21 protein-coding genes and 1 pseudogene are annotated in these 22,788 nt (G+C 44.1%); 12 read left to right on the forward strand and 10 right to left on the reverse strand.

Annotated features, from left to right (window positions below; genetic code table 11):
• Positions 1-2: 2 nt before the first annotated feature.
• Positions 3-1,334 carry a TRAP transporter large permease gene (locus tag F6K64_RS29880; protein WP_287267284.1) on the forward strand — a complete coding sequence of 444 codons (1,332 nt, stop codon included), beginning with the start codon at positions 3-5 and terminating at the stop codon, positions 1,332-1,334.
• A gap of 106 nt (positions 1,335-1,440) precedes the next feature.
• Here the strand turns inward: F6K64_RS29880 and F6K64_RS29885 are convergent, their stop codons facing one another.
• Positions 1,441-1,566, reverse strand: coding sequence for a hypothetical protein (locus F6K64_RS29885; protein WP_287267286.1), 126 nt, complete (start codon positions 1,564-1,566; stop codon positions 1,441-1,443).
• Positions 1,567-1,657: 91 nt separating this feature from the next.
• Here F6K64_RS29885 and F6K64_RS29890 point away from each other — a divergent pair, with 91 nt between their 5' ends.
• Positions 1,658-2,485, forward strand: coding sequence for an ABC transporter permease (locus F6K64_RS29890; RefSeq protein ID WP_287249193.1), 828 nt, complete (start codon positions 1,658-1,660; stop codon positions 2,483-2,485).
• A 59-nt stretch (positions 2,486-2,544) separates the two neighbouring features.
• Here F6K64_RS29890 and F6K64_RS29895 read toward each other — a convergent pair whose 3' ends face one another.
• The 4 genes from F6K64_RS29895 to F6K64_RS29910 form a co-directional block, all read right to left on the reverse strand.
• Complete coding sequence (locus F6K64_RS29895; RefSeq protein WP_287249190.1) at positions 2,545-3,855, reverse strand: hybrid sensor histidine kinase/response regulator; 1,311 nt, start codon at positions 3,853-3,855, stop codon at positions 2,545-2,547.
• Between the two features lie 2 nt (positions 3,856-3,857).
• On the reverse strand, positions 3,858-4,307 hold the full coding sequence (locus F6K64_RS29900) for a response regulator (RefSeq protein ID WP_008181452.1): 450 nt from the start codon (positions 4,305-4,307) through the stop codon (positions 3,858-3,860).
• 20 nt (positions 4,308-4,327) lie between these two features.
• The gene (locus F6K64_RS29905) at positions 4,328-6,364 is read right to left on the reverse strand and encodes a PAS domain-containing sensor histidine kinase (protein WP_008181453.1); all 2,037 of its coding nucleotides are present in this window, start codon (positions 6,362-6,364) and stop codon (positions 4,328-4,330) included.
• Positions 6,365-6,658: 294 nt separating this feature from the next.
• The gene (locus F6K64_RS29910; RefSeq protein ID WP_008181455.1) at positions 6,659-7,312 is read right to left on the reverse strand and encodes a DUF8692 domain-containing protein; all 654 of its coding nucleotides are present in this window, start codon (positions 7,310-7,312) and stop codon (positions 6,659-6,661) included.
• Between the two features lie 549 nt (positions 7,313-7,861).
• Here F6K64_RS29910 and argB point away from each other — a divergent pair.
• From argB to F6K64_RS29925, 3 genes are all read left to right on the forward strand, one after another.
• Complete coding sequence (argB, locus tag F6K64_RS29915; protein WP_008181456.1) at positions 7,862-8,755, forward strand: acetylglutamate kinase; 894 nt, start codon at positions 7,862-7,864, stop codon at positions 8,753-8,755.
• Positions 8,756-8,855: 100 nt separating this feature from the next.
• A complete protein-coding gene (locus tag F6K64_RS29920; protein WP_008181458.1) occupies positions 8,856-9,374 on the forward strand; it encodes a hypothetical protein in 519 nt (172 codons plus the stop codon).
• 33 nt (positions 9,375-9,407) lie between these two features.
• The gene (locus tag F6K64_RS29925) at positions 9,408-9,602 is read left to right on the forward strand and encodes a hypothetical protein (RefSeq protein WP_154659714.1); all 195 of its coding nucleotides are present in this window, start codon (positions 9,408-9,410) and stop codon (positions 9,600-9,602) included.
• A 20-nt stretch (positions 9,603-9,622) separates the two neighbouring features.
• On the opposite strand, the gene F6K64_RS29930 is transcribed toward F6K64_RS29925, so the two are convergent.
• Positions 9,623-9,946, reverse strand: a complete 324-nt coding sequence (locus tag F6K64_RS29930) for a PepSY domain-containing protein (RefSeq protein WP_008181460.1) — start codon at positions 9,944-9,946, stop codon at positions 9,623-9,625.
• Positions 9,947-10,083: 137 nt separating this feature from the next.
• Here F6K64_RS29930 and F6K64_RS29935 point away from each other — a divergent pair, with 137 nt between their 5' ends.
• The gene (locus F6K64_RS29935) at positions 10,084-10,917 is read left to right on the forward strand and encodes a DUF3153 domain-containing protein (RefSeq protein WP_008181465.1); all 834 of its coding nucleotides are present in this window, start codon (positions 10,084-10,086) and stop codon (positions 10,915-10,917) included.
• A gap of 369 nt (positions 10,918-11,286) precedes the next feature.
• Positions 11,287-11,632: pseudogene (locus tag F6K64_RS29940) on the forward strand (zinc ribbon domain-containing protein); the annotation flags it as partial.
• Positions 11,633-11,906: 274 nt separating this feature from the next.
• Here F6K64_RS29940 and secA read toward each other — a convergent pair.
• Positions 11,907-14,723, reverse strand: a complete 2,817-nt coding sequence (gene secA / locus F6K64_RS29945) for a preprotein translocase subunit SecA (RefSeq protein ID WP_008181469.1) — start codon at positions 14,721-14,723, stop codon at positions 11,907-11,909.
• Positions 14,724-14,887: 164 nt separating this feature from the next.
• On the opposite strand from secA, the gene F6K64_RS29950 reads away from it, so the two are divergent.
• Positions 14,888-15,031, forward strand: coding sequence for a hypothetical protein (locus tag F6K64_RS29950; protein ID WP_229414379.1), 144 nt, complete (start codon positions 14,888-14,890; stop codon positions 15,029-15,031).
• Between the two features lie 33 nt (positions 15,032-15,064).
• Here the strand turns inward: F6K64_RS29950 and F6K64_RS29955 are convergent, their stop codons facing one another.
• Both F6K64_RS29955 and F6K64_RS29960 read right to left on the reverse strand, forming a co-directional pair.
• Positions 15,065-16,192, reverse strand: coding sequence for a hypothetical protein (locus tag F6K64_RS29955; RefSeq protein ID WP_008181471.1), 1,128 nt, complete (start codon positions 16,190-16,192; stop codon positions 15,065-15,067).
• 280 nt (positions 16,193-16,472) lie between these two features.
• Positions 16,473-16,691 (reverse strand): hypothetical protein, encoded by a 219-nt coding sequence (locus tag F6K64_RS29960; protein ID WP_287267289.1) that lies wholly within the window; start codon positions 16,689-16,691, stop codon positions 16,473-16,475.
• 261 nt (positions 16,692-16,952) lie between these two features.
• Here F6K64_RS29960 and F6K64_RS29965 point away from each other — a divergent pair, with 261 nt between their 5' ends.
• Together F6K64_RS29965 and F6K64_RS29970 are read left to right on the forward strand one after the other, a co-directional pair.
• On the forward strand, positions 16,953-17,369 hold the full coding sequence (locus tag F6K64_RS29965) for a hypothetical protein (RefSeq protein WP_131827015.1): 417 nt from the start codon (positions 16,953-16,955) through the stop codon (positions 17,367-17,369).
• A gap of 81 nt (positions 17,370-17,450) precedes the next feature.
• A complete protein-coding gene (locus F6K64_RS29970; protein WP_008181473.1) occupies positions 17,451-18,638 on the forward strand; it encodes a GNAT family N-acetyltransferase in 1,188 nt (395 codons plus the stop codon).
• A gap of 238 nt (positions 18,639-18,876) precedes the next feature.
• Here F6K64_RS29970 and F6K64_RS29975 read toward each other — a convergent pair whose 3' ends face one another.
• Positions 18,877-19,824, reverse strand: a complete 948-nt coding sequence (locus tag F6K64_RS29975) for an Rpn family recombination-promoting nuclease/putative transposase (RefSeq protein ID WP_008181476.1) — start codon at positions 19,822-19,824, stop codon at positions 18,877-18,879.
• Positions 19,825-20,193: 369 nt separating this feature from the next.
• Here F6K64_RS29975 and F6K64_RS29980 point away from each other — a divergent pair, with 369 nt between their 5' ends.
• Together F6K64_RS29980 and F6K64_RS29985 are read left to right on the forward strand one after the other, a co-directional pair.
• A complete protein-coding gene (locus F6K64_RS29980) occupies positions 20,194-21,516 on the forward strand; it encodes a P-loop NTPase fold protein (RefSeq protein WP_008181478.1) in 1,323 nt (440 codons plus the stop codon).
• 645 nt (positions 21,517-22,161) lie between these two features.
• Positions 22,162-22,737 carry a Uma2 family endonuclease gene (locus F6K64_RS29985; RefSeq protein ID WP_044492501.1) on the forward strand — a complete coding sequence of 192 codons (576 nt, stop codon included), beginning with the start codon at positions 22,162-22,164 and terminating at the stop codon, positions 22,735-22,737.
• Positions 22,738-22,788: the final 51 nt, after the last annotated feature.

Here is a 22,788-nt window from a genome sequence, read left to right on the forward strand (position 1 = left end):
CCATGGGTTATGACTGGTTAGGTCCGGCCATGTTTGGCGGTGCCTTAGTATTACTTTCCATCGGCTACCCAGTAGCCTTCTCCCTAGGTGGGGTGGCAATTTTGTTTGCCATTGTGGGAGTGAGTTTGGGTATCTTTGACCCGATTTTCCTGACCGCTATGCCCCAGCGGATTTTCGGGATCATGGGCAACTACACTCTCTTAGCAGTGCCCTACTTTATTTTTATGGGTTCCATGCTAGAAAAATCTGGCATTGCTGAGCAGCTGTTGGAAACCATGGGAATTCTGTTTGGACGGCTGCGAGGGGGATTGGCCTTAGCGGTGGTGATTGTGGGGGCGTTGCTGGCGGCATCTACTGGAGTCGTTGCCGCAACAGTAGTAGCCATGGGACTGATTTCCCTACCAATTATGTTGCGCTACGGTTATAACAAAGAACTAGCCACTGGCGTAATCGTGGCATCGGGGACATTAGGACAGATTATCCCCCCGAGTGTAGTCCTAGTAGTATTAGCGGATCAGTTAGGAATTTCCGTAGGAGACCTGTTTATCGGTTCCGTAATTCCTGGTTTAATGATGGCTGGGGCGTTTGCCATTCATGTAGTCATCGTAGCATGGCTCAAGCCAGACGCCGCACCAGCCCTACCCCTAGAAGTCCGAAATATCAGTGGAAAAGCCTTGGGAAAGCGGGTAATCCAATCAATGGTACCGCCATTATTGTTAATTCTATTAGTATTGGGCAGTATCTTTTTTGGCATTGCCACTCCAACGGAAGCAGGGGCGGTGGGTTGCCTGGGCGCAATAGTATTGGCTGGTGTGAATGGTCAGTTGAATTTGGCATCCCTGCGACAGAGCTCTGATGCCACGATGCGGATTACCAGCATGGTGATATTTATATTGCTGGGTTCAACAGCATTTAGTTTAGTGTTTCGTGGCTTGAATGGCGATCGCGTCATGGAAGCGATGCTGTTAAACCTTCCCGGCGGTTACATTGGCTTCCTAATAGTCAGTATGTTAACGATTTTCCTACTAGGCTTCTTTATAGACTTTTTTGAGATTGCCTTTATTGTAGTACCGCTGTTTGCTCCAGTCGCCCAACAGCTTAACCTTGATTTGGTCTGGTACGGGGTAATTATCGGAGCCAATCTCCAAGCCTCATTTCTGACACCACCCTTTGGCTTTGCTCTGTTTTATTTACGGGGTGTCGCCCCACCAGAAGTGAAAACCATGGAAATTTACCGAGGTGCGATTCCCTTTATCCTGTTGCAACTGCTGGTGTTAGTGTTGATTATTGCCTTTCCTGGTATAGTCAGTTTCTTGCCATCATTGAGTACTTGATATCAAGTGGTGCGTTACGGGGCGGGCTGTTCCAATACTGGCGCTCGGTCTTGAACATCAGGCCAAGCCCGCCCCTAACACACCCTACGCAACTTGATTTGACAATCTAGGTTAATGGGAGTCGGGAGTCGGGAGTCGGGAGTCGGGAGTCGGGAGTCGGGAGGAGTAGTTCATGTAGGGTGGGCAGTGCAGCAGACAGATCATGAAGCTTGCAAACCGCGTTGGTAGGCACTGCCCACCCTACGATTAATCACAATGGTGCTCAGGGTCAGTGATAACATTTAGTAATGTAAAGGAAAATTAACTTAATTTAAACGGATACTGTGAAATCCAATCTATCACTGCCCCATCACAATACCTTCAAAGGGTCCCAGTTACCGACTATCGTGACCGATAGCTTCACGGTTTTGTGGGGGGACTGGCTAAAGTTACGGGTGCGAGTCACGCAAGTCGTTGCTAGTGGGCTAATCTCCCCACTGATCTACATATTGGCATTTGGTCTCGGTCTAGGGAGTACCTTAGATCGGACAATGGTTCCCCCAGTTGGTGAATCCTATTTAGAATTTATTCTGCCAGGAATGGTGGCGCTGTCGTCTATGACCATTAGCTTTGCTGGCACCACCTTTTCCATTTGCGGTGATCGGCTATACACGAAAACCTTTGAGGAAACCTTGTTGATGCCAGTCCATCCCTTAGCCTTGCATGTCGGCAAAATGATGGCGGGGATTTTGCGGGGATTAATGACATCTGCTTCAGTAATTTTGGTAGCAGTGCTGTTTACTGGGAAAGTATGGAGTTTTCTCAATCCCTTATTTTTCTTGTTGCTAGTGCTTAATTGTGCTGTGTTTGCCGGTTTAGGGGTGATAGTGGGATTGAATGTCAAATCCTTGGAAATGGTTGGTCTTTTCAACAACTTCTTAATTGTGCCGATGTCCTTCCTAGGTGGGACGTTTTTTGACCCAGCTACCTTACCTACAGCCCTAAAAGTTATTGTCTATCTATTGCCTCTAAGTTATACCAGCACTGGACTCCGGGCTGCTGCTTACTTACCTGTGTCTGAGTTTCCCTGGTATGCGATACCGATTCTGCTGGGGTTTGCGATCGCACTTTCTCTATTTGGTGCTCACCAATTTGCTCACCAGCAAGACTGATTAGGCACACTTACACGCTTACAGTAGGTATTAAGCGTTAACGACTAACCACTATTAACCTAAGACCTAACACCTGAAGAACGGGATGAGTGTAATGGTAATGTGACCGTAAAGGCTGTACCAACTCCCACTTCACTCTCTACACAAATCTCACCACCGTGGAGGTTAACACATTTTTTGACAATTGCTAATCCTAGTCCGGTACCAGAGATAGTACCAACATTACTACTGCGCTGAAAAGCCTCAAATAACCGTTCTTGGTCTTCTGGGGGGATGCCAATTCCGGAATCTTGGATCCGGAACATGGTACTATGATCACTCATGATCAGATCAAATTGGATATCACCCCCATCCGGTGAATACTTAATCCCATTGGAGAGCAAATTAGACAGAATTTGCCGCAATAGTTTTTCATCTAGATCAGCTTTTTCAAACCAACCCTGATTAATACAGCAGGAGGTTTCCTTTGAATTATTTGTACAGTTAAAGTTAATAGTCAACCCAGTATTAGCTGTTAGTTTAAATTCTTCGACAATTTCCTTACAGAAGGCTACCACATCTATAGGTAATGGTTTGAATTCCAATTTTCCTGCCTCAGCTTTACTGAATAGCAGTACATCACTCACTAACTTAGTCAGATGTTGAACCGTGGTTTGAATCCGCTGAAAATGACGTCGCTTTTTTTCGGAAGACCATTTATGACTATAATGTTCTAGTAATTCTGTCGAAGAGAGGATGGTGGCTAGTGGGGTGCGATATTCATGAGAAACGACAGAAACAATCCGAGATTTGAGGTCATTGAGTTCTTTTTCTTTATTCAACGCCTGACGAAGTTCTTCTTCCAAGCACTTCCGACTGGCAATTTCCCGTTGCAGGTACTGATTTTTTTGCCTTAATTCATCAGTTTGTTCCGCAACGCGATGCTCTAATTCTTCATTGAGTCGTTGCAATTGCTCCTCACTTTGTCGAAGCTGCTTCATAGTATTGGCTCGCTCAATAGCATAGCGAATGGTGCGGATCAGCAATTCACTATCAATTTTGCCCTTGACTAAATAATCTTGTGCTCCTTTTCGTAAAGCTTCTAGGGCGGTCACTCTATCATTAAGACCCGTTAACACCACAATGGGTAAATCCGGTACTACCTCGTGGGTTTTTGTGACTGTAATCAATCCCTGTTTATCCGGTAACGATAGGTCTAACAAGATTATATCAAAATGATGTTTACTGAGAGAATCAATAGCATCTTGTAACTTTTCTACCTGCACCAGTGACCACTGAATCTCTTGGGCATCAGTTAAAATGATTTGGAGAAGATCCGCATCAGCTGGGTTATCTTCTACTAGGAGTATTTTCAGGGAATTGGTGTCCATATTTATTGATATGATGGCAGTCTAACAAGGTCTAACCAAAATTCTTCAATCTGCTTCACCATCGACAGAAAATTTTCCCAATCAATGGGTTTACAAATGTAGCAGTTAGCTTTTAGCCTGTAAGTATTGATAATATCTTGCTGAGAGTCAGATGTGGTTAATATAATAATTGGTATCGTACTTATCTGGGGGTCTTCCTTGATTTCTTGGAGAACCTCGCGACCATCTTTTTTAGGTAAATTCAGATCCAGAAAAATTAAATGTGGACGTGGGGCTTCCTGATATTTTCCCTGCTGACGGAGGAATGCGATCGCTTTAGCACCATCATCAACCCAATGAAAGTTACTAGATAGGTTGCTATCACATAATGCCTCTAAAATGAGTTCGGCATCACTCGACGAATCTTCTACCAGCAGAATATCAATTGGTTGAGTATTTGTGATAATATTCATGATGCCAGTTCCTGAAATTTCTAGATAATGTTTAAATCCTGGTGATGCTGTGGTATTGAGAAGTAAAATGTTGTGCCTACTCCTAGCTCTGACTCTACCCAAATTTTTCCGCCATGACGCTCTACAATCTTCTTACAAACTGCTAGACCAATGCCTGTGCCGGGATACTCACGGCGGGTATGCAAGCGCTGGAAAATAGTGAAGATGCGCTCAAAGTATTCAGGCTCAATACCAATACCATTATCACGAACTGAAAAGATAAATTCTTTAGCCTTCAGTTCCGCTGAAATATGGACTCTGGGTAGCTCTTGGCTGCGAAACTTAATGGCATTACCGATCAGATTTTGCAGAAGTTGACTCAGTTGTATATCATCCCCCATAACTACAGGTAAGGAGTCATGGGTAACTATGGCATCGCTCTCGATAATCGCTACATTTAAATTGTCTAAAACCCGATTCAGTACTACCTCACAGTCAGTAGCTGCTAATTCTTTACCATGGGTTCCCACCCGAGAAAAACTCAGCAGATCTTGGATTAACTGCTGCATGTTAGTAGCGCCATCTACGATGTAATGAATATACTTATCTGCTTGAGCATCCAGGTTACTCTGGTATTTTTTAGCTAAGAGTTGGGTGTAGCTACTAATGGCTCGCAGTGGTTCTTGTAAATCATGGGAAGCCACGTAAGCAAACTGTTCTAACTCACGATTAGATTGGGATAAATCTTGATTAAGTCGTTTGAGGGCCTCTTGAGCTTCTTTACGCTCTGTAATCACCTCAGTACTCATAATGATACCGCTAATTTTCCCAGCAATGTCAACCCAAGGACCGATTTCCCACTTGAGCCACTGTTGTTCACCATTAGCGCGAATAAACAAATCTTCTTCACACTCTGCTGAATAACCCTCTAAGCACCGTTGGTGTATTTTCTTCCAACCCTCAGGAGTTTCTGGAAATACCTCGTAGTAGCTTTTGCCAATGATGTTGTCATCAGATATGTTGTACTCTGAGTACCAGTTGCGACTAACAAACTGGTACCTCATCTGCTGATCGAACATGGCAATAGCTGCGGGTACATATTCCAAAAATCGGTTAAGCAGCTCTAGGTTGTTGCCTAATTCCGACTCAACCTGGCGTCGCTCTCTGATTTCAGCTTTTAAGACTTGATTAGCTGCTGCTAGTTGCTTTGTCCGTTCTAATATTCGTTGTTCTAACTCTTCATAGGCTTGGGTGAGGACATCATCCTCTAGCTTGCGCTTCGTGATATCCTGTACCACGGACACCACTCCGATGATGGTGCCATCAGATTCAATTAAGGGAGCATTGTGCCACTGGCAAAATATACTACTGCCATCTTGTGGATGGTAGTTTTCGGTAATGCAGTTGCTATACTGAAAATTCAAACAGTCTTGCAGAACTCGCTGGAACTGCTCTACGGAAGATTGCGGCTTGATCAATTGATGGGCACGATGTCCAAAGGCTTCCATCTTGGAATAGCCAAAAATTTTCTCGGCTACATGGTTCCACTGCATCACTTCACCATCCAGGCTCCACTCAATGAAACCAAGAGGAGTTTGCTCTACCAAGAGGGACAAGGTTTGTTGGGATCTCAGTAGTTCTTCTACGGTTTGCTTACGTTCAGCAATTTCCTTTTCCAGAGCTGTGTTAGTCGCTTCTAGTGGAGCTCGACTGGAGAATGCTAAGACTTTTGGCATCACTACTACTAGTGCGATCGCGCTAGAAAGAGAAAGTATGGCACTAGTCCCTTTGACTAAACCAGAGAGCCAATAATCGGGATGCCAAATTCTCCAGACCTCCAGCAAGTGACTGTTGCCACAGAACAAAACCCAGGCACTAAATAGTAATAAAATCTTGAGTAATGGCAGATCTTGGTTTTGAGACCAACAATAGATCAGCAACAGCAGAATAGAGTAATAGGATAGGGCAATTAGCAAATCCGATCCAGCATGAAGTCCAACTAATTCAGGCTTCCAGACATAGCAATGCTCCTGGGATAGATAATGACCGGAGAACATGTCTTGTAAGGTTTTGAGCATATGCCGTTGGTCAATTGGGCAAGAATTTCCAGCAGCACCGACGGTAACAGCAATGGTCAGATTAACCAGCTTGGTTTCGTACCAAGTAGCAGATCTCCCACTTATCCGTTGGAGTTAATTCCCTTTTGAAGTGGAACTGGGTATCAAGAAGGTAATCACCTCCGAGGACACTAAGACACACTTAGTTCTTATATTGTTAACGTTTTGACCACCGACTGTAAATCTGTGAAATTACGGAATTTTAACTTGCCCCATAACTCTTTGCCCAGAGAACTTTAAATCCCAATTTAGGAATTAGATAGCTCGATTTCTCTTTCTATTCCAAGATTGCAGCATCACCTGCCAGCATACCTGGCTGAAATAGAGAGTGATGTTCATAATACCCAATAACCGAGTGGCATCTTCTAGCATGGCTCGGGTTCCTTTTCCTGACAAATGGGAGAAGTCCACCAAACCAGATATGACAAATAAAATTGCCGCAATCATCAGGAGTATATATGGTGTAGCTCGAATTATCCTCCAAAAAGCTAATCCATAGAGGATGGCACCTATGCCATACATAAAATACACCGGCGCTTTGGAAATCCCTTGTTTTGCTAGTATTAAATTAATCCTGAAGACATCATCAATTAATAATATTCCAATGCCAAGGGCAGAGTATAAAAGAAATCGATTTATTTTTTGATTGGGCTGGATTTTGTTCAGCAATAACCAGCACCATAAACAAATGGTTACTACTACGCACCACATTAATTCAGACACAGCTGATAAAGTGCCGATGTAGGGGCGATTGAGAAGAAAAGGATCATCAAAAAGTCCTACGACTATATAACCCCTGTCCTGAATCTTGACATAGATACTTAAAACTAAAAATAGTATAATAACTAAGCTGTTATACCAAAGAATATAATTATCGTGGCGCAGCTGTTTTATAAGGATTTTCAGCATCGAGGTGAAACAGGTAAATAAGCAATTGTTTGTTGGGCTATATACTTAAGCTAACACAGGAGCTAATGGTAATCGGTCATTGCTCGGTAGTAGTGAGGAAAAATTACTGATTACTAATTTACCATTAAGGTAAATTTAATATAAAGCCCTGGTTGAAGCTGTTAGCCTTGTTTTCTTCTGTTAAATTAGTCTTGGCTTTTGCTTGTAAATCCGCAATTTTTTCTAAAAACTATCTGATTTCAATCTGGGTGAGGTACCTCGTCCTAGGTTAATTGGAGTCGGGAGTCGGGAGCGGTGCGACCCGTGGCGAATTTAATTCGCCAACGGAAAGCGCACCGAGGGAGTCGGGAGTCGGGTCGAAAATTATACCCATATCACCATCTGACCATCTGACCCATCTATCTTTTACGAGAAGAAAACAGCTCTACCTCTGTTCCCCTGAAGCTTTGTCTGTTCCAATTCTTAAGGAGGGTGTGATTCCATCTAGCCCTAAGCCATGAAAATGATTTAAACTGCTGTGGATGTGATTATAGATTTCAGTGATTGCCTATGCTCTATACTCAAGAGTACATTAGGGAAACTGAAGCAACCCGCGTGCGGGTACTCAGTGAAGCACTACCCTACATCCAAAAGTTTGCTGGTCGCACAGTCGTGGTTAAGTATGGTGGTGCGGCAATGAAAGACAGCAATCTCAAAGAACAGGTGATCCGGGATATTGTATTCTTAGCTTGTGTAGGTGTACGACCAGTCGTTATCCACGGTGGTGGTCCGGAAATCAATAGCTGGCTGGGGAAATTAGGGATTGAGCCACAATTTAAGAATGGTCTGCGGGTGACCGATGCTGCCACGATGGATGTAGTGGAAATGGTGCTGGTGGGTCGGGTGAATAAAGAGTTGGTCTCTGGGATTAACTACGCCGGTGGTAATGCTGTTGGGCTGTGTGGCAAAGATGGTAACTTATTCGTAGCACGCCCAGAAGGTCAAGAGGGTATTGGCTTTGTTGGGGAAGTGAGCACTGTGGATGTGCGGCTAGTAGAGTCTTTGGTCAATAGTGGCTACATTCCAGTAGTGTCTAGCGTGGCGGCTGATGATACTGGCCAAGCTTACAATATCAACGCTGACACGGTGGCTGGTGCGATCGCAGCTGCTTTAGAAGCAGAAAAGCTGATCTTGCTGACTGATACCGCTGGGATTTTGAAGGATCCTAAAGACCCATCTAGCCTGATTCCTCAGCTAGATATTCAACAATCACGGCAGTTGATTGAGAGTGGGGTAGTGTCTGGTGGGATGATTCCTAAGGTAAACTGCTGCGTGCGATCGCTTGCTCAAGGGGTACGTGCGGCTCATATTATTGATGGTCGCATTCCCCATGCCCTGCTCCTGGAAATCTTCACCGATGAAGGAATCGGTTCGATGATTGTCGGATCAGCATTTACCAACTAAGCACAAATGGCCAATGGCAACTAAGAAATTGTTAATTGAAAATTAAAATTAACAATTAACAATAATTAATTATTAACAATTAATAATTAAAGAATGACTAATGGCTAATGAAAAATTTTCCCTAGAGTACCAGTCAGGAAAAGCTGCATTTGAACGAGGAGAGTATCGTGCTTCTATAGAGCATTTGACCACAGCCAGGAATTTGGTAAATCTATCCTCTGGGCTCGGGGGAGAGGTGCAAATGTGGTTGGTGATGGCTTATGAGGCAGCTGGGCAAAAAGCGGAAGCGATCGCACTATGTCAACAGCTGACTAGCCATCCTGACCTAGAAACCTCCAAAGAAGGCAAAAATTTACTCTATATTCTGCAAGCTCCTCAGCTTACTAGACCAGCAGAATGGATGACCAACATTCCTGACTTAGGTGCGATCACAGAAAGTGACGACCGGGAGAGTTATGTGAATTATAGGTCTTTTAGCGGACGCAAGCAGCCTAGCCTAGGCTTGGTACCAGAACCCCTAGATCCTGCTGAGATTAACACTAAGGATAATCAATTCGTCTGGCTAGCTGTTGGTTTGGTGAGTTTAACCCTGGGTGGATTGATTTGGTTTGGGCTTTGATATGACTAGCTAGCAGAGACTGTTTTTTTAACTTTGCTTAAATCCAAGGGTTGGGTGGGTCGCACCGCGTCGCAAAAAGCGCGGGTCGCACCGCTCCCGATTCCCGATTCCCGATTCCCGATTCCCGTTCCCCTCCTGGGAGGGGTTAGGGGTGGGTTCCGATTCCCGATTCCCGATTCCCTGCTCCCTGCTCCCTGCTCCCTAGAAAAATGTACCTCACCGAATTAAAAACTGCTATAGTCAGTTGATTAACTATCTGGGGCGGTTTTTTTATCCATCGCTTTGCTAGAAAAAAGACCTTTCTTGCTGATACTTCTCCAATACATTACTATACCTGTAATTAACATAAAAAGTAATCCTAAACCATTTAAAAGTACATAAATTGGCCTCAGTTGATCACCAAGGAATCTTCCTTCGTGAATCACCATTAAAAAGTGGGCTTGATCTTTGGAAAGCCCAAACCAGCTTCTCCCTAATCGATAGGCTATCCCGGTGATTGCTGTGATCATGAAAGGCAGTAAGATGATTGGAGCTAAGGTACTATGCAGTTTACGTAAAGTAGGCTGATTCATAGGATTTCGGCTGGTTTTTGATATTCTATAACATGATTACAGCATGTTATGGTATCAGTTTTGGGTTATGTATGTAACAAATCGACCTATTGTTTAAGAAATCCCTAAGGACACTAAGAAAAAAAGGAGAAGGGTTGGTGAAGTTAAATTTTGTGAGTTTAAGGCAGTTGGTTAGTGGAACTCTGGGGCATTTACGGGTTCTGGGGGTGATTGTGCTGGCATCAGTGCTACTGTCTGGTTGTGTCAAATATGATCTTGGGGTCAGGTTTGACGGTGAACACCATGGCAAGATTGTCCAGCAGATCAAGCTTGGAGAACAGCTGACAAAGTTGAGCGATGCTGAAGCGACTGAATGGCTCAGAAGTCTCGAAAGTCGGGCAAAGCAGCTTCAGGGGAAAACTCAGCGCCTCTCAGACCGAGAAATTGCGATCGCAATTCCCTTTAACAACGGTAAGGAATTAGTATCCAAGTTTGAGCAGTTTTTTAACCCAGTTGGTCACCCAGAAGATGCCCGATTAGCACCAGAGAGTGATAGTAACCCCAGTTTTAACTCTAATTTACGCCTAGATCAAAACAACTTTCTGGTGGTGCAACGAAATCACTTAAGCTATGACCTGGATTTGCGCAGCCTAGGGGTAATCAACTCTGATAATGGCAAGATTGTGGTTACTGCTGGTTCACTGTTCGATTTGCAGTTTAGCCTAGAGACCCCTTGGGGAGCACACAGTATTGAGAAATCCCCCAATGTCATTAGCCCCAAAATTTATGATGATGGACATCAGCTAGTTTGGACACTGCAACCTGGTCAAATTAACCATATCGAAGTGGCATTTTGGCTACCCAGTTTCCTAGGTATTGGTATGATTATTATCATACTGGTGGTATTAGGTGGTTTCTACATAAAATACAAGTCTTTCCCCTGGGAAAGAACTGAAACTAATCAACCAGCAATACCATCAAAGGTGATGTAGTTTAAACCAGTTAGAGTTATACCAGTTAGAGAAACCAGTAATAGCTATTGGTTTCTTAACCACTAAGTTAATCAACATTAACTGGTAAGCATTCAGCCGTTAGCTGTCAGCCGTGAGCCTTTGGCTCACGCTACGCGAACAGCCTAATGCTTAAAATAAACCTCGAACCAAAAAATTTAACAGTTCGAGATTTTATCAAATTGAAAGTCTGGGTAAAAGCCCATCTAAGCATTCAGCAGTCAACCATTGGCCTTTGGCAAAGTGTGCCCATAAGCACATCAAGTAGCGTGCCCATAGCCCATAAGCTGATACGCGACACGCTGATAGCTGAATGCTTACGTTAACTTTCTATCATCTTATGAATAATTGTGGTTGGAGCACTTTGGTAATAAATTTGGCAGGATAACGGTTGCAGTAAATCCTGCTTATACTAGCCAGAATTGTTCTGAGTGCGGCGAAATTGTGAAAAAGTCTCTATCAACTAGAACCCATATTTGTAAGTGTGGATGTCAGTTAGATTCGCCGAAGGCGACGCTACGCGAACGAGACCATAACGCCGCCATTAACATCCTCGCCCATAGCATTGGGTACGGTGGGGCACATCGGAACCCTGGTCTTAGACCGAAACGCTTTCGGAGAACTGTCCTCTACTCTTCCTGGTTCCGACCTGGTTGAGCAAGACGGTTCTGTGAACAAAGAATCCCCGCGTCTTTAGACCGGGGAGTGTCAAATTCCTTTGCAACGAGCCAGAAAGATTGCTCAGTATCGTCAGGCAGAACGAAAGTTGATTCGACCATAGAGTTAAGTGCAACATTTTTGAATTAAGAATTAAGAATTAAGAATTAAGAATTAAGAATTAAGAATTTGGAATTCTACATTCTACATTCTACATTCTTAATTCTGCATTCTACATTCTACATTCTTAATTCTGCATTCTACATTCTACATTCTTAATTCTGCATTCTACATTCTACATTCTACATAAGACATCAAACTGCTTGTGGTTGCATTTGTGGCTGGAACTGGAACAGGGAGAATACCACATTGCGGCGGATATCGATCATCATTTCCAAGAACATCTCATAGCCTTCCTGCTTATACTCAATCAGGGGGTCTTTTTGGCCATAACCTCGTAATCCCACTGACTCCCTTAGGGCATCCATGGATTGTAAATGCTCTCGCCAGAGGTTATCGATTTGATTCAAGATAAAGAATCGCTCCGCTTGCCGCATTAGTCCTGGCTGAATTTGATCGACTTGAGCTTCCTTGATATCGTAGGCTTTGCGGACTTCTTCATGGAGGAAGGTTTTGATTTCCCCGACCGTCATATCTTCTAGATGCTGTGGTTCTAGATCTTGCAGTAAGTAGACAAATTCTTTGACCTTTCCTACCAAGCTCTCTAAATCCCACTCTTCTGGTGGTAACTCTGGGTTAACGTAGGCGTCTACAATATCACTCATAGTCTTTTCGGCATACTGGATGACTTGTTCTTTGAGGTCTAGTCCTTCCAGCACTCGCCGTCTTTCTGCATAAATTGCCCGCCGTTGGTTGTTCATTACCTCGTCATACTCAAATACCTGCTTCCGGGTATCGTAGTAGAAGGTTTCCACTTTCTTCTGGGCATTTTCTAAGGAGCTGGTGAGCATCCCGGATTCGATGGGCATATCTTCCTCAACCCGGAACATATCCATCATTTTTGCTACGCGATCGCCTCCGAATATCCGCAGCAGATTGTCTTCCAAACTGAGGAAAAATCGGGTAGAACCGGGGTCCCCTTGCCGTCCAGCTCGTCCTCTGAGCTGGTTATCAATACGGCGGGATTCATGACGTTCAGTACCAACAACGTGCAGGCCACCTTTTTCTACCACCTCATCATGTTCTCGGGTGGTGAATGCGTCATATTCCCCTCGAATTGCTTTATAGACTTCCCGCAGCTTTTGAATAACTGGGTCATTGGTGGGAGCATTTTCTGAAGCGATCGCTAATTTCTCTTCTGCTTCTAGTTCCGGTAAACTCTGCTGTCCATATTGTTCAACTGCAAAATTTACTGCCTCTTTTAGGCTTTGTTCCGTTTCCCGGGACAATTTGGTCGGGAAAATCTGAGGGCTAACTTTCCAGCTTTTCGGTTTCTTTCCTGGAGCAAACCCAACAGCATCCGATTTAGGCTTGGCAGTAGTTACCGCTATGGGGGCAAAGGCTTCGTCTTCCTCCGGCTGCACTATTTTGGGCATAAAATATTCCCGTAGCTTCAGCCGTGCCATGAAGTCAGCATTACCTCCCAAAATAATATCTGTTCCTCGCCCGGCCATGTTGGTGGAAATAGTCAAAGCTCCTTTCCGTCCTGCCTGAGCCACAATTTCTGATTCCCGCTCTACATTTTCGGGTTTAGCATTGAGCAGGTTATGGGGTACCCCTTTTTCGGCTAACAGACCCGACAACAACTCGGATTTTTCTACACTCGTGGTTCCCACTAGCACCGGACGGCCTTGTTCATGGAGTTCAGCACATTCTTCTGCTACTGCCCTCCACTTAGCTGGCTCGGTCTTGTAAACCACATCGGAAACGTCTCGACGTTTAGAGGGTTTGTTAGTGGGAATAATCGTAACTTGCAAGTTGTAGATTTTTTCAAATTCCGCTTCTTCTGTTTTCGCGGTACCTGTCATACCGGCGAGTTTGGGATAGAGCAAGAAGAAATTCTGATAGGTAATGGTTGCCAGGGTTTGGGTTTCATTTTGAATGTCTACCCGTTCCTTGGCTTCTATGGCTTGGTGTAGACCATCACTCCACCGGCGTCCTGCCAACACTCGGCCAGTGAACTCGTCTACAATCACTACTTCCCCATTCCGCACGATATAGTTGACATCTTTCTGAAAGAGTTCCTTAGCCTTCAGGGCATTGGAAATATAATGAGCCCAAGGGTCTTTGGGGTCGTACAAATCTTTAACCCCTAGAAGTTGCTCTGCTTCGATAAAGCCTTCATCGGTCATCAAGATGTTACGGGCTTTTTCATCAACTTCGTAGTGTCCTAGTTGTTCAGCATTGTCTGGATCTTCTGGATAGAGCATGCGGGCAATTTCTGCGGCCTTAATGTACTTCTCGGTCGGTCGCTCCACTTGCCCAGAAATAATCAGTGGGGTTCTGGCCTCATCAATCAGTACTGAGTCTACTTCGTCAATGATGCAATAATTAAATGGACGTTGCACCACATCTGACATTGCTGTGGCCATGTTGTCCCGGAGATAGTCAAAGCCTAACTCACTGTTGGTGCTATAGGTAATATCACAGGCATAGTTCTTTTGCCGCTCGACCGGGGACATGCCCGATTGAATCAGCCCGACCGTCAGACCTAGGAAGCGATGAACTTGTCCCATCCATTCCGCGTCCCGACGGGCTAAGTAGTCGTTAACGGTTACAATGTGAACCCCTTTACTATCGATGGCATTGAGGTAAGCTGGTAGAGTAGCCACCAGGGTTTTTCCTTCACCAGTTTTCATCTCTGCGATTTGTCCTTTGTGCAGGACAATGCCACCCATGACTTGGACATCATAGTGACGCATACCCAGCACTCGCTTTCCTGCTTCCCGCACTACAGCAAAGGCTTCTGGCAGAATTTGATCAAGAATTTCATCACGCTCTTGACTAGTGTTGGCTTTCTCCAGCTGCTGTTTAAACTCTGTGGTTTTGCCCCTGAGTTGTTCATCCGATAGTTGCTGGATGTCTTCTTCGAGGAGGTTAACTTCTACAACATCAGGTTGGTACCGTTTGAGCTTACGTGCGTTGGGATCACCAATTAGTCTCTTAAGCATAGCAGGAGAGGGAGATGTATAGTTGTGGGATGTATAATTGTGCGTTTAGGTACACTTTTATAGATATACTACCAAACTCCTGTGTCAAAATATGGGAAAATAGGGTAATAGGTAATTCAGCACTGACCCAACTATACCTTATTCTTTTGCTTGGGATACCCATCATGCCATCATCCCATCTTAAGCATTCAGCATTCAGCATTCAGCATTCAGCTAATGGGCTACGCCCACGCTACTTGAGGTGCTATCAGCTAATGGGCTACGCCCACGCTACGGGAACGGCGGACGCTACGGAAGGTTTAGTTTAAGCTGACCGCTGACCGCTGAATGCTTACATCCCATCATCGCTTTTCCATTCCTGCGATCGAGTCACTCTTCCAAGGAGAAATTAAAACAATTAATCGCCGGAATAGGTAAGTAATCATTCTTTTTGAAAGGTATGGTGTCAGGGATTTTAATCCTTCTCGCTGGACTTTTCTGAGGTAAAAGACAATTCCTCTGAAAAAATCATGCCAGCGTCTCCCCCAGTATTCTTTCTGAATTCCACCTGGATCAAGACGTATATTGTATGGATTGTAATTATATATATTTAATGAATTGAGTTGAGTTAGACCTTCTTGAGCGGCAAACTGTTCATAAGTGATGCCATTGTTCCGAAACTGGGGATTAGTATCGGGATAAATCCATTCCGATACCATCCAATCTTGACTAGCAAACAAGAATTCTGCACAGTTTTTCGTTACCTGAGCATATTTCAGTCTAATCCCAATGGGAATTTCAGCCCAAGGACCATGCTGCCAGACGAAATCTGGGTCAAAAAATGCTTTAAATGCCAAGTCTTTGCCATTAATTCTCAGGCGAGCTACCCGACCAACCATGCCAGCTCCAGCTATTTCTACCTCAACCTTCATTCCCCCTGTAGATAGCATTTCAGGATGAATTGGAGCTGGTTGTGTAGGCAAATCCTGGCAGGGCAAATCCTGGTATAGCATGGCCTTGGAATATAACCCCTTGGGGTTGACTTCTAATTTTTCTCTGGAAGGCTTCACCTCTCTTGGTGCGCTTTCCCTAGGTCGGGAAACCCGACCGGGGTCGCACCGCTCTACAACAGATTTTGGACTGTGCTGACATACTCTGGTTTTTTTTACTAAAATAAATCTCTTGTTTACCCTACCTAATCTAAGCCGCACTCTTTTTAGGTAGAGTGTGACTCGGTGTCCTTCTGAGGAGGTACTACTGACATAGTTGGCTAATTTGTCGAAAAATTGTCTTAACTCTTTGATGGTAATCCCGTTAGTTACATCCAGTAGCTCGGAAGGTGGTGGATAAAAGTATAGCTTTTTTTGACCAGTAGATTTGATCACCTGTTGGCAGAGGGCATGAAATTTCCTGGGAGACATCAGTTTTTGCTGAGCCTGACGTATAATTGGTGCGACGAGCGATTCCTCCCACTGCTGGTAATCTGCCATGGTATTATCCTTTTTCTGCCAAATTTATTATTATCTACTGTTTTAATCATCTTTGAGATCTAAACTTCACACTTCTTAACTATTTTGGTGAGGGGTGAGGGTTGGTGGTCAGTAATCGTAAGCATTCAGCAATCAGCCTTCAGCCTTCAGCCTTCAGCCTTCAGCCTTCAGCCTTCAGCCTTCAGCCTTCAGCCATTCCCCTAGCGTGCCCATAGGCCAAGGCTCAAGCTAAGGAAACAGCAGACTTAACTCAGATTAAACAAATGCTTACCTCTTTTATTCAAAATGCTTTCCTCATCAATAAGAATGTGCATAACCCATGAGCTGATACGCGACACGCTGATAGCTGTTCGCACCTCAAGGAGCGTGGCCATTCGCGTAGCGTGGCCAACGGCCAAGGCCAAGCGTGCGCGTAGCGCATTAGCTGAATGCTTACGTTCCTTTGGAACCGCTTCGCGATCGCATAAAAATACCACCAGAGAGGGGGGTATGGGAACATTCGTTAAGGTAAGCTACGTCTATCTCGTCTATCTGTGTAAGTATTTAGCGATCAGTTATCAGCTATCAAGGATGGATCTTTAGTTCGACTCTCTTGGTGCGCCTTCCCTAGGTCGGGAAACCCGACCGGGGTCGCACCGCAAAAACACCTGACTAAAAAGGTGAAACAAACCTAACTAAACGCCTTTAGCTGATAGCTGACGCTTTTACCTCATCTATCGCTAGCTGAAATAGCATTGCTCTTCCACAGGAGGTCAGCAATATGAAATTCTCAATTGTGCTTCTCACAGGACTGATGGCTCTAGTGCCTGTCGCTCCAGTTAAGGCTGAAAGCGGTGCGACCCCGGTCGGGTTTCCTGACCTAGGGAACGCGCACCAAGAGAGTCCCATCGTTGTTGGGGATAGTAACCGAGACGTTCTCATCTCTTCATTCGGGCGTAAATACAAGAATCGTTCACGCCGCAGGCGTCGGCGCATCTATTATCCCAGGCGTGGGCGTGGGCGGGTGCGCATCTATTCTCCTAAGCGTGGGGGGGTGCGAATCTATTCTCCTAGGCGTGGGCGCGGGCGAGTCTATTATCCCAAGCGCAGGGACGATGAAATCTACTATCGTAACCGTAGGGGAGTAAGAATATATTCTCCCAGGCGCAGGCACGATTCGATTTTTTATCGTTACTAAAAGATTCAAATCCGATTGGTATCGATCACCATTAAGGGAAGTTTGTATTATAGTAGTATATGTAATACAAACTTCTTTAATATGACACTTGGGTTGGACTATAGTCCGGTTGACAACTCACAAGACCTTGAGCAGATTGGGGTGATTATATCTCAGTGCTTTGGGGTTTCCGTAAGTGACTGTGAGGCTTACATTGAGCGTATTGGTACTGAAAACTTTCGCATCATTCGCCAAGCTGGAAATGCGATCGCTCATTTAGCAATTTATCCGATGGCACAATGGTACGGTGGTAAACCTGTGCCGATGGCAGGAGTTGCTGTGGTTGGTGTAGCGCCAGAGTATCGCGGTCAAGGGGTAGCTTACCAATTAATGGCTGAGACTATCATGCAACTCCATGACCAGGGCGTGCCAATTTCTACTTTATATGCTTCTACTGACACCCTATACCGGAAAGTAGGCTATCAACGAGCAGGAAACCGTTGCCTGTGGAAATTGTCTACCAAAACGATTTCGTTAAGCGAACGCAATCTTCCCATGCATCGAGTGGAGCCAGAGAATTACCAGATCTTCGAGGAGATCTATCACCAACAAGCTCAAGCCAACAATGGGAATTTAGACCGCCATCACGCTATCTGGAAACATCTGGTGAAACCAATAGTAGCAAAACCAGAAGAAACTATCTATAGCTATCTGATTGGTTCAGAAACTCTACCGGAAGGTTACATTATTTTTACTCAACAGGAAGACGATCACGGGCTTCGGATTACGATTGACGATTGGGCATTGCTGACCACAGCTGCTATCAAGCGTTTTTGGACTTTTATCGCTGATCATCGCTCCCTAGTCAAGCAGGTGTATTGGTATAGTTCTCCCCATGACCCGTTAATGTTACTGTTACCAGAACAAACGGCAAAAATTGACACTCGATATTACTGGATGTCACGAGTGATTGATGTTCCCAAAGCCTTAGAAAAGCGAGGTTATCCGGTAGGAATTGATGGGGAATTACACTTAGAAGTTGAGGATGATTTGATTAGTGCTAATAACGGTAGATTCCGTTTACGTGTTAATCAAGGGCAAGGTGAAGTTACTCCAGGAGGTAATGGGGATCTTCAAATTAGTATCCGAGGCTTAGCGTCTTTGTATACTGGTTTATATAGTCCTAGACAACTGCAACTTACCGGTTATTTGAAAGCCACAAACGAAGCTTTGTCAGTAGCGACATTATTGTTTTCTGGATCTGAACCTTGGATGCCAGATATGTTTTAATATAAGCAGTCAGCGCTCAGCGCTCAGCTATCAGCTATCAGGTTATGGGTCACAGGCTAGAAGCCTGTGCCACGATTTGTCAGAGGCTTGTTATATCATATTCAGATAATAATTTATCAAAAAACATAGCTTACTTCTGGTAAGTAATTTCCATCTTCATCCCCTGTTCCCTGTTCCCTGTTCCCTGTTCCCTGTTCCCTGTTCCCTACTATTTATAAATGTTCAACCGAACATGATATTACTCTTGAGTTGGATTCAACCAAGCTCTTAAATCCTCAAGATTAGAGAAATCTAAACAGGCTTCACTCAACCCTTCCAACTGATCCAGTGATAGTTGATGAATTTGCTGTTGCAGTTCACTGGGTATTTCTCCTAAGCTACGGGATAGCAGACGGAGTATCAGTGCTCGTTCTCGTTGTGCTCCTTCTTCTCGACCTTTTAGCAAGCCTTCTTGTAACCCTTCTTGTCTAGAAGTTTCGACAATATTATTCATGTCTCGGTAATATTTGAGACTATTTTGGTAGTTATCCTGTTCAGTGCGAGAAAAGTTAGCAATTTCTGCCACATCAAACAGTTGATTGAATACCGACTCTTGGAAAGGTTGAGGGCGATTGTTTAATTCTGAGAGATTTTTTAGGACAAACAGCCATTTATCAAAATGTGTTTCTAACTGGTCTAGAGTTTTGGTAAACTTGGGCAACTCAATGTAAAGGAATTTGAGTTTGTCATAAAATACCTGACAATCCTGATTTTTTAGCTCCACGGTATGTAGGATTGTCTTATCGTCTTTATGGTCGTCAAAAACAAAATCTAACACCCCGACAGTATAAACCGCCTTTAACTGATAATTCCAATCGCATTTTTGCGCTTGTTCTTGGATCGGAAATGTGGAATAATAAACACTTCTATCTTGAAAGAAGTTTTGTTTTGCTTTTTGAATCTCGACTATAAAACGTTCCCCAGTTTTGGATTGACAATAGATGTCAAAAATCCCTTTGCGGTCTACAGGAGTATTTCCTAAATTTTCCGTATTCTTGAAGGTGACATCTTCAATGTGATGTCGGGGTGGTAAAAGGGTGTTTAGAAAATCAATAAGTAGCCCTTTATTTGGCTCAGTACCAAAGACACGCTTAAAGCCAAAATCGGTGAGTAAACTAATGTACTTATCTTTGAGTGGATAGGCCATGACACTGCTAGAGCAATCGCCCCATTGATGCTCATGTATGAATGGATTTATTTGATAATATTATACTATATTTTTGATAAATTTGCAAGTCACAAAACTAGTATAAAAACAGTTTTATTTAAGTCAATAAAAACTTAAATAAATGTCAAAATTAGCTGAATGCTTCTAATTCACTTAAAAATTAAGTTATTCTAACTCCTGACTCCTAACTCCTGACTCCTGACTCCTGACTTCTTCAGGTATAGTGTTTATGATAGTTAAGGTACATCTAAACTTTATTCCCTACTCCCGTCTTGATGCAGTCGCTCATGGGGGAAACCCCCAAGACCGCGCTGCATCGCTACTCCCTACTCCCTATTCCCCTTAACGATGAGCAACGCCAAGTATTGGAAACCAGCTTACCAACTGTTTAACCCAGAGCAACCCCTGACGACACCAGAGGAAATCAGAGACTTTTATATCCAGCGAGAGGATAGTCCAGTAGAAAATTTAATCCCTATTCTGGAAATGGAAGACCAGCCAGTTAAGTTTTTATTAGCTGGTCATCGGGGCAGTGGAAAAACAACGGAATTGCGACGAATTGAACAGGAGCTAGCAGAAAATTATGCTGTAATCTGGGTTGATACGGCAACAGCTCTCGACCGGTATAATATTGGTTATGCTGAGGTGGTGGTGTTGATTGGAATGGAAGTTTGTCGCCAAGCTATTAAACCAGACTGGTGGTCAAATCGGGATCAGCGCTTACTGGATGATTTGGAAAATAGCCTGACAACTGTAATTTATCAAGATAAAGAAACAGATACTGAACAGTTAGAGTTACCAGAGGTTTTAAAAAAATTGGGGTTAATTCTCAAACGGGGATTAACTCGGGAAATGAGCAAAACCCTTAACATTCGCCCTGCTGTTAGTGACATCATTGCTCGCGTCAACGATATTATTAAAGCTGCTGAAAAAGACCGCAAGCAAAAATTATTAGTAATTGTAGATGGTCTCGATCGCCATGATTATATTACTGCTCTGGAAATGTTTGCTAGTCCGCTCCTGACAGAATTAGAGTGTCATATCATCTACACCATTCCAATTTCTTTACGATATTCCCCTAGCTTTCGCCAACCGATGGAAAGCTTTCAATGTTTGGATTTGTATAATTTGCCTGTATTCCAGTGCGATTGGCCTACGGCCACGCTACGCGAACGCAATTCTGGTCCCACCTCAACCCCTAACCAAGTTGGTCGAGATATCTTGAAGTCTGTGATTACCAAACGATTAGCTAAAATTAACGAGACAGACCTATTCACTCCCGATGCCTTAGATCTATTATCTGAGAAGAGTGGTGGTGTGATCCGGGATTTAATCCGACTAGCGCGGGGGGCTTGTCAGGTCGCCCTGAAGAAACGAAAGGAATATGTAGACACAACCATTGCTAAGGAGGCAATTCAAGAAGAACGCAAAGCCTATACTATCAACGACTATCATTTTCCGGAATTGGCTACTGTTCACGAAACTGGTCGCTTAACTACCAATACCCATCATTTGCCCAAGCAAGGCAACATTGTGATTTGTGATGAACTTTTACAAAATAAGTATGTCTTAGGGTATTACGGTGACCATACCTGGTTTGATGTGCATCCGATTATTATCGAAGACTTGGAACAGTGGCAAGCTAGTCAGAATTCAGCTGTTAGCTCTTAGGTTTTAGGTAAGCATTCAGCATTCAGCATTCAGCATTCAGCATTCAGCATTCAGCATTCAGCATTCAGCTATCAGGGGCTTGTGGCCAACCTACTTGAGGTAATTTTGGCGTTGCTGATTCTGGGTATGGTTTTGCCCCCCTAGGGTGTGTTTTCAAAGTTTTCCGCAAGATATTAGATCCCCCCCAGCCCCCCTTATTAAGGGGGGAGCCATACTCAAAGTCCCCCTTTTTTAAGGGAAACGGGGGTACTCGGAGTTTGAAGACACGCCCTAGCCCCCCAATTTTGGGGGGAACAAGACTTTCAAAGTCCCTTCCGGTGCGCTTTCCAATGGGCGAGTAAATCGCCCTTGGGTCGCACCGCAAAATTGGGGGATTTAGGGGGCTTGACTAAAACCAGATGTCCGCGCATTCATTCCTTGATTCAGCAACGCCGTAATTTTGAATAAAATAAGCTGTTCGCTTAGCTTGAGCCTTGCCCTATGGCCACGGGACAGGAATGGCTGACAGCTGACTGCTGACGGCTGAATGCTTACGTAGCGTGAGCTAAAAGCGGACGGCTGACGGTCTAGGCTTTGGGTTTTGTTAGAATTAAACAGCCCTGCTTAAAAAGGGGGGAAGGGCATGGGTAATCGGGAATGGAAGCAATGACACAGACACTCTCAAAACCAAAAGACCAACGGCTGATTCACTCTGGGATGAATTGGCAACAATTCAAATTACTGGAACAGAGCTTTGTTGATTCACCAGGAATACGGTTATTCTACTACAGAGGAGAAGTAGAAATCTTGGCAGTTTCTCAAGACCACGAAACCTTTAGCCGCTTGATCGGGATTCTGTTAGCTATCTACTTTGAAGAAAAGGGAATTGAGTTCACCCCTACAGGAAGCTTTACCCAAGAAAAACCAGGGGTAGCCTCAGCACAAGCGGATGAGTCTTATTGTATCGGAAAGCCAAAGAAAATTCCAGACTTATCTATCGAAGTAGTTTTTACCAGTGGTAATCTCTCCAAACTCAATCGCTATCGGGAGTTGGGTGTACCTGAAGTCTGGTTCTGGGAAGATGGTCTATTTACCTTACATCATCTCAGAGCAGACGGTTACGAACGAATTTATACCTCAGAGGTGTTACCAGACCTAGATATGGAGTTGTTAACTAGGTCTGTAGTAATGGCGTCTACAGTTGAGGCAATGAGGTTTTTCAGAAAGGCAATTTCTGAGTAGTCGCGATGGTAATGGGTAATAGGGAATTTAGAATTTAGAATTTAGAATTGA

Source organism: Moorena sp. SIO3A2 (genome assembly GCF_010672265.1).
Lineage (GTDB): Bacteria > Cyanobacteriota > Cyanobacteriia > Cyanobacteriales > Coleofasciculaceae > Moorena > Moorena producens.

Bases quoted from the DNA above. Each gene is read 5' to 3' on its own strand.
- F6K64_RS29920 (WP_008181458.1), top strand. From the start codon at position 8,856: ATGGCTAATGAAAAATTTTCCCTAGAGTACCAGTCAGGAAAAGCTGCA.
- F6K64_RS29985 (WP_044492501.1), top strand. From the start codon at position 22,162: ATGACACAGACACTCTCAAAACCAAAAGACCAACGGCTGATTCACTCT.
- F6K64_RS29880 (WP_287267284.1), top strand. From the start codon at position 3: ATGGGTTATGACTGGTTAGGTCCGGCCATGTTTGGCGGTGCCTTAGTA.
- F6K64_RS29975 (WP_008181476.1), bottom strand. From the start codon at position 19,824: ATGGCCTATCCACTCAAAGATAAGTACATTAGTTTACTCACCGATTTT.
- argB (WP_008181456.1), top strand. From the start codon at position 7,862: ATGCTCTATACTCAAGAGTACATTAGGGAAACTGAAGCAACCCGCGTG.
- F6K64_RS29965 (WP_131827015.1), top strand. From the start codon at position 16,953: ATGAAATTCTCAATTGTGCTTCTCACAGGACTGATGGCTCTAGTGCCT.
- F6K64_RS29955 (WP_008181471.1), bottom strand. From the start codon at position 16,192: ATGGCAGATTACCAGCAGTGGGAGGAATCGCTCGTCGCACCAATTATA.
- F6K64_RS29970 (WP_008181473.1), top strand. From the start codon at position 17,451: ATGACACTTGGGTTGGACTATAGTCCGGTTGACAACTCACAAGACCTT.
- F6K64_RS29905 (WP_008181453.1), bottom strand. From the start codon at position 6,364: ATGCTCAAAACCTTACAAGACATGTTCTCCGGTCATTATCTATCCCAG.
- F6K64_RS29980 (WP_008181478.1), top strand. From the start codon at position 20,194: ATGAGCAACGCCAAGTATTGGAAACCAGCTTACCAACTGTTTAACCCA.
- F6K64_RS29930 (WP_008181460.1), bottom strand. From the start codon at position 9,946: ATGAATCAGCCTACTTTACGTAAACTGCATAGTACCTTAGCTCCAATC.
- F6K64_RS29895 (WP_287249190.1), bottom strand. From the start codon at position 3,855: ATGGACACCAATTCCCTGAAAATACTCCTAGTAGAAGATAACCCAGCT.
- F6K64_RS29900 (WP_008181452.1), bottom strand. From the start codon at position 4,307: ATGAATATTATCACAAATACTCAACCAATTGATATTCTGCTGGTAGAA.
- F6K64_RS29960 (WP_287267289.1), bottom strand. From the start codon at position 16,691: ATGTTCCCATACCCCCCTCTCTGGTGGTATTTTTATGCGATCGCGAAG.
- secA (WP_008181469.1), bottom strand. From the start codon at position 14,723: ATGCTTAAGAGACTAATTGGTGATCCCAACGCACGTAAGCTCAAACGG.
- F6K64_RS29910 (WP_008181455.1), bottom strand. From the start codon at position 7,312: ATGCTGAAAATCCTTATAAAACAGCTGCGCCACGATAATTATATTCTT.
- F6K64_RS29950 (WP_229414379.1), top strand. From the start codon at position 14,888: ATGCCATCATCCCATCTTAAGCATTCAGCATTCAGCATTCAGCATTCA.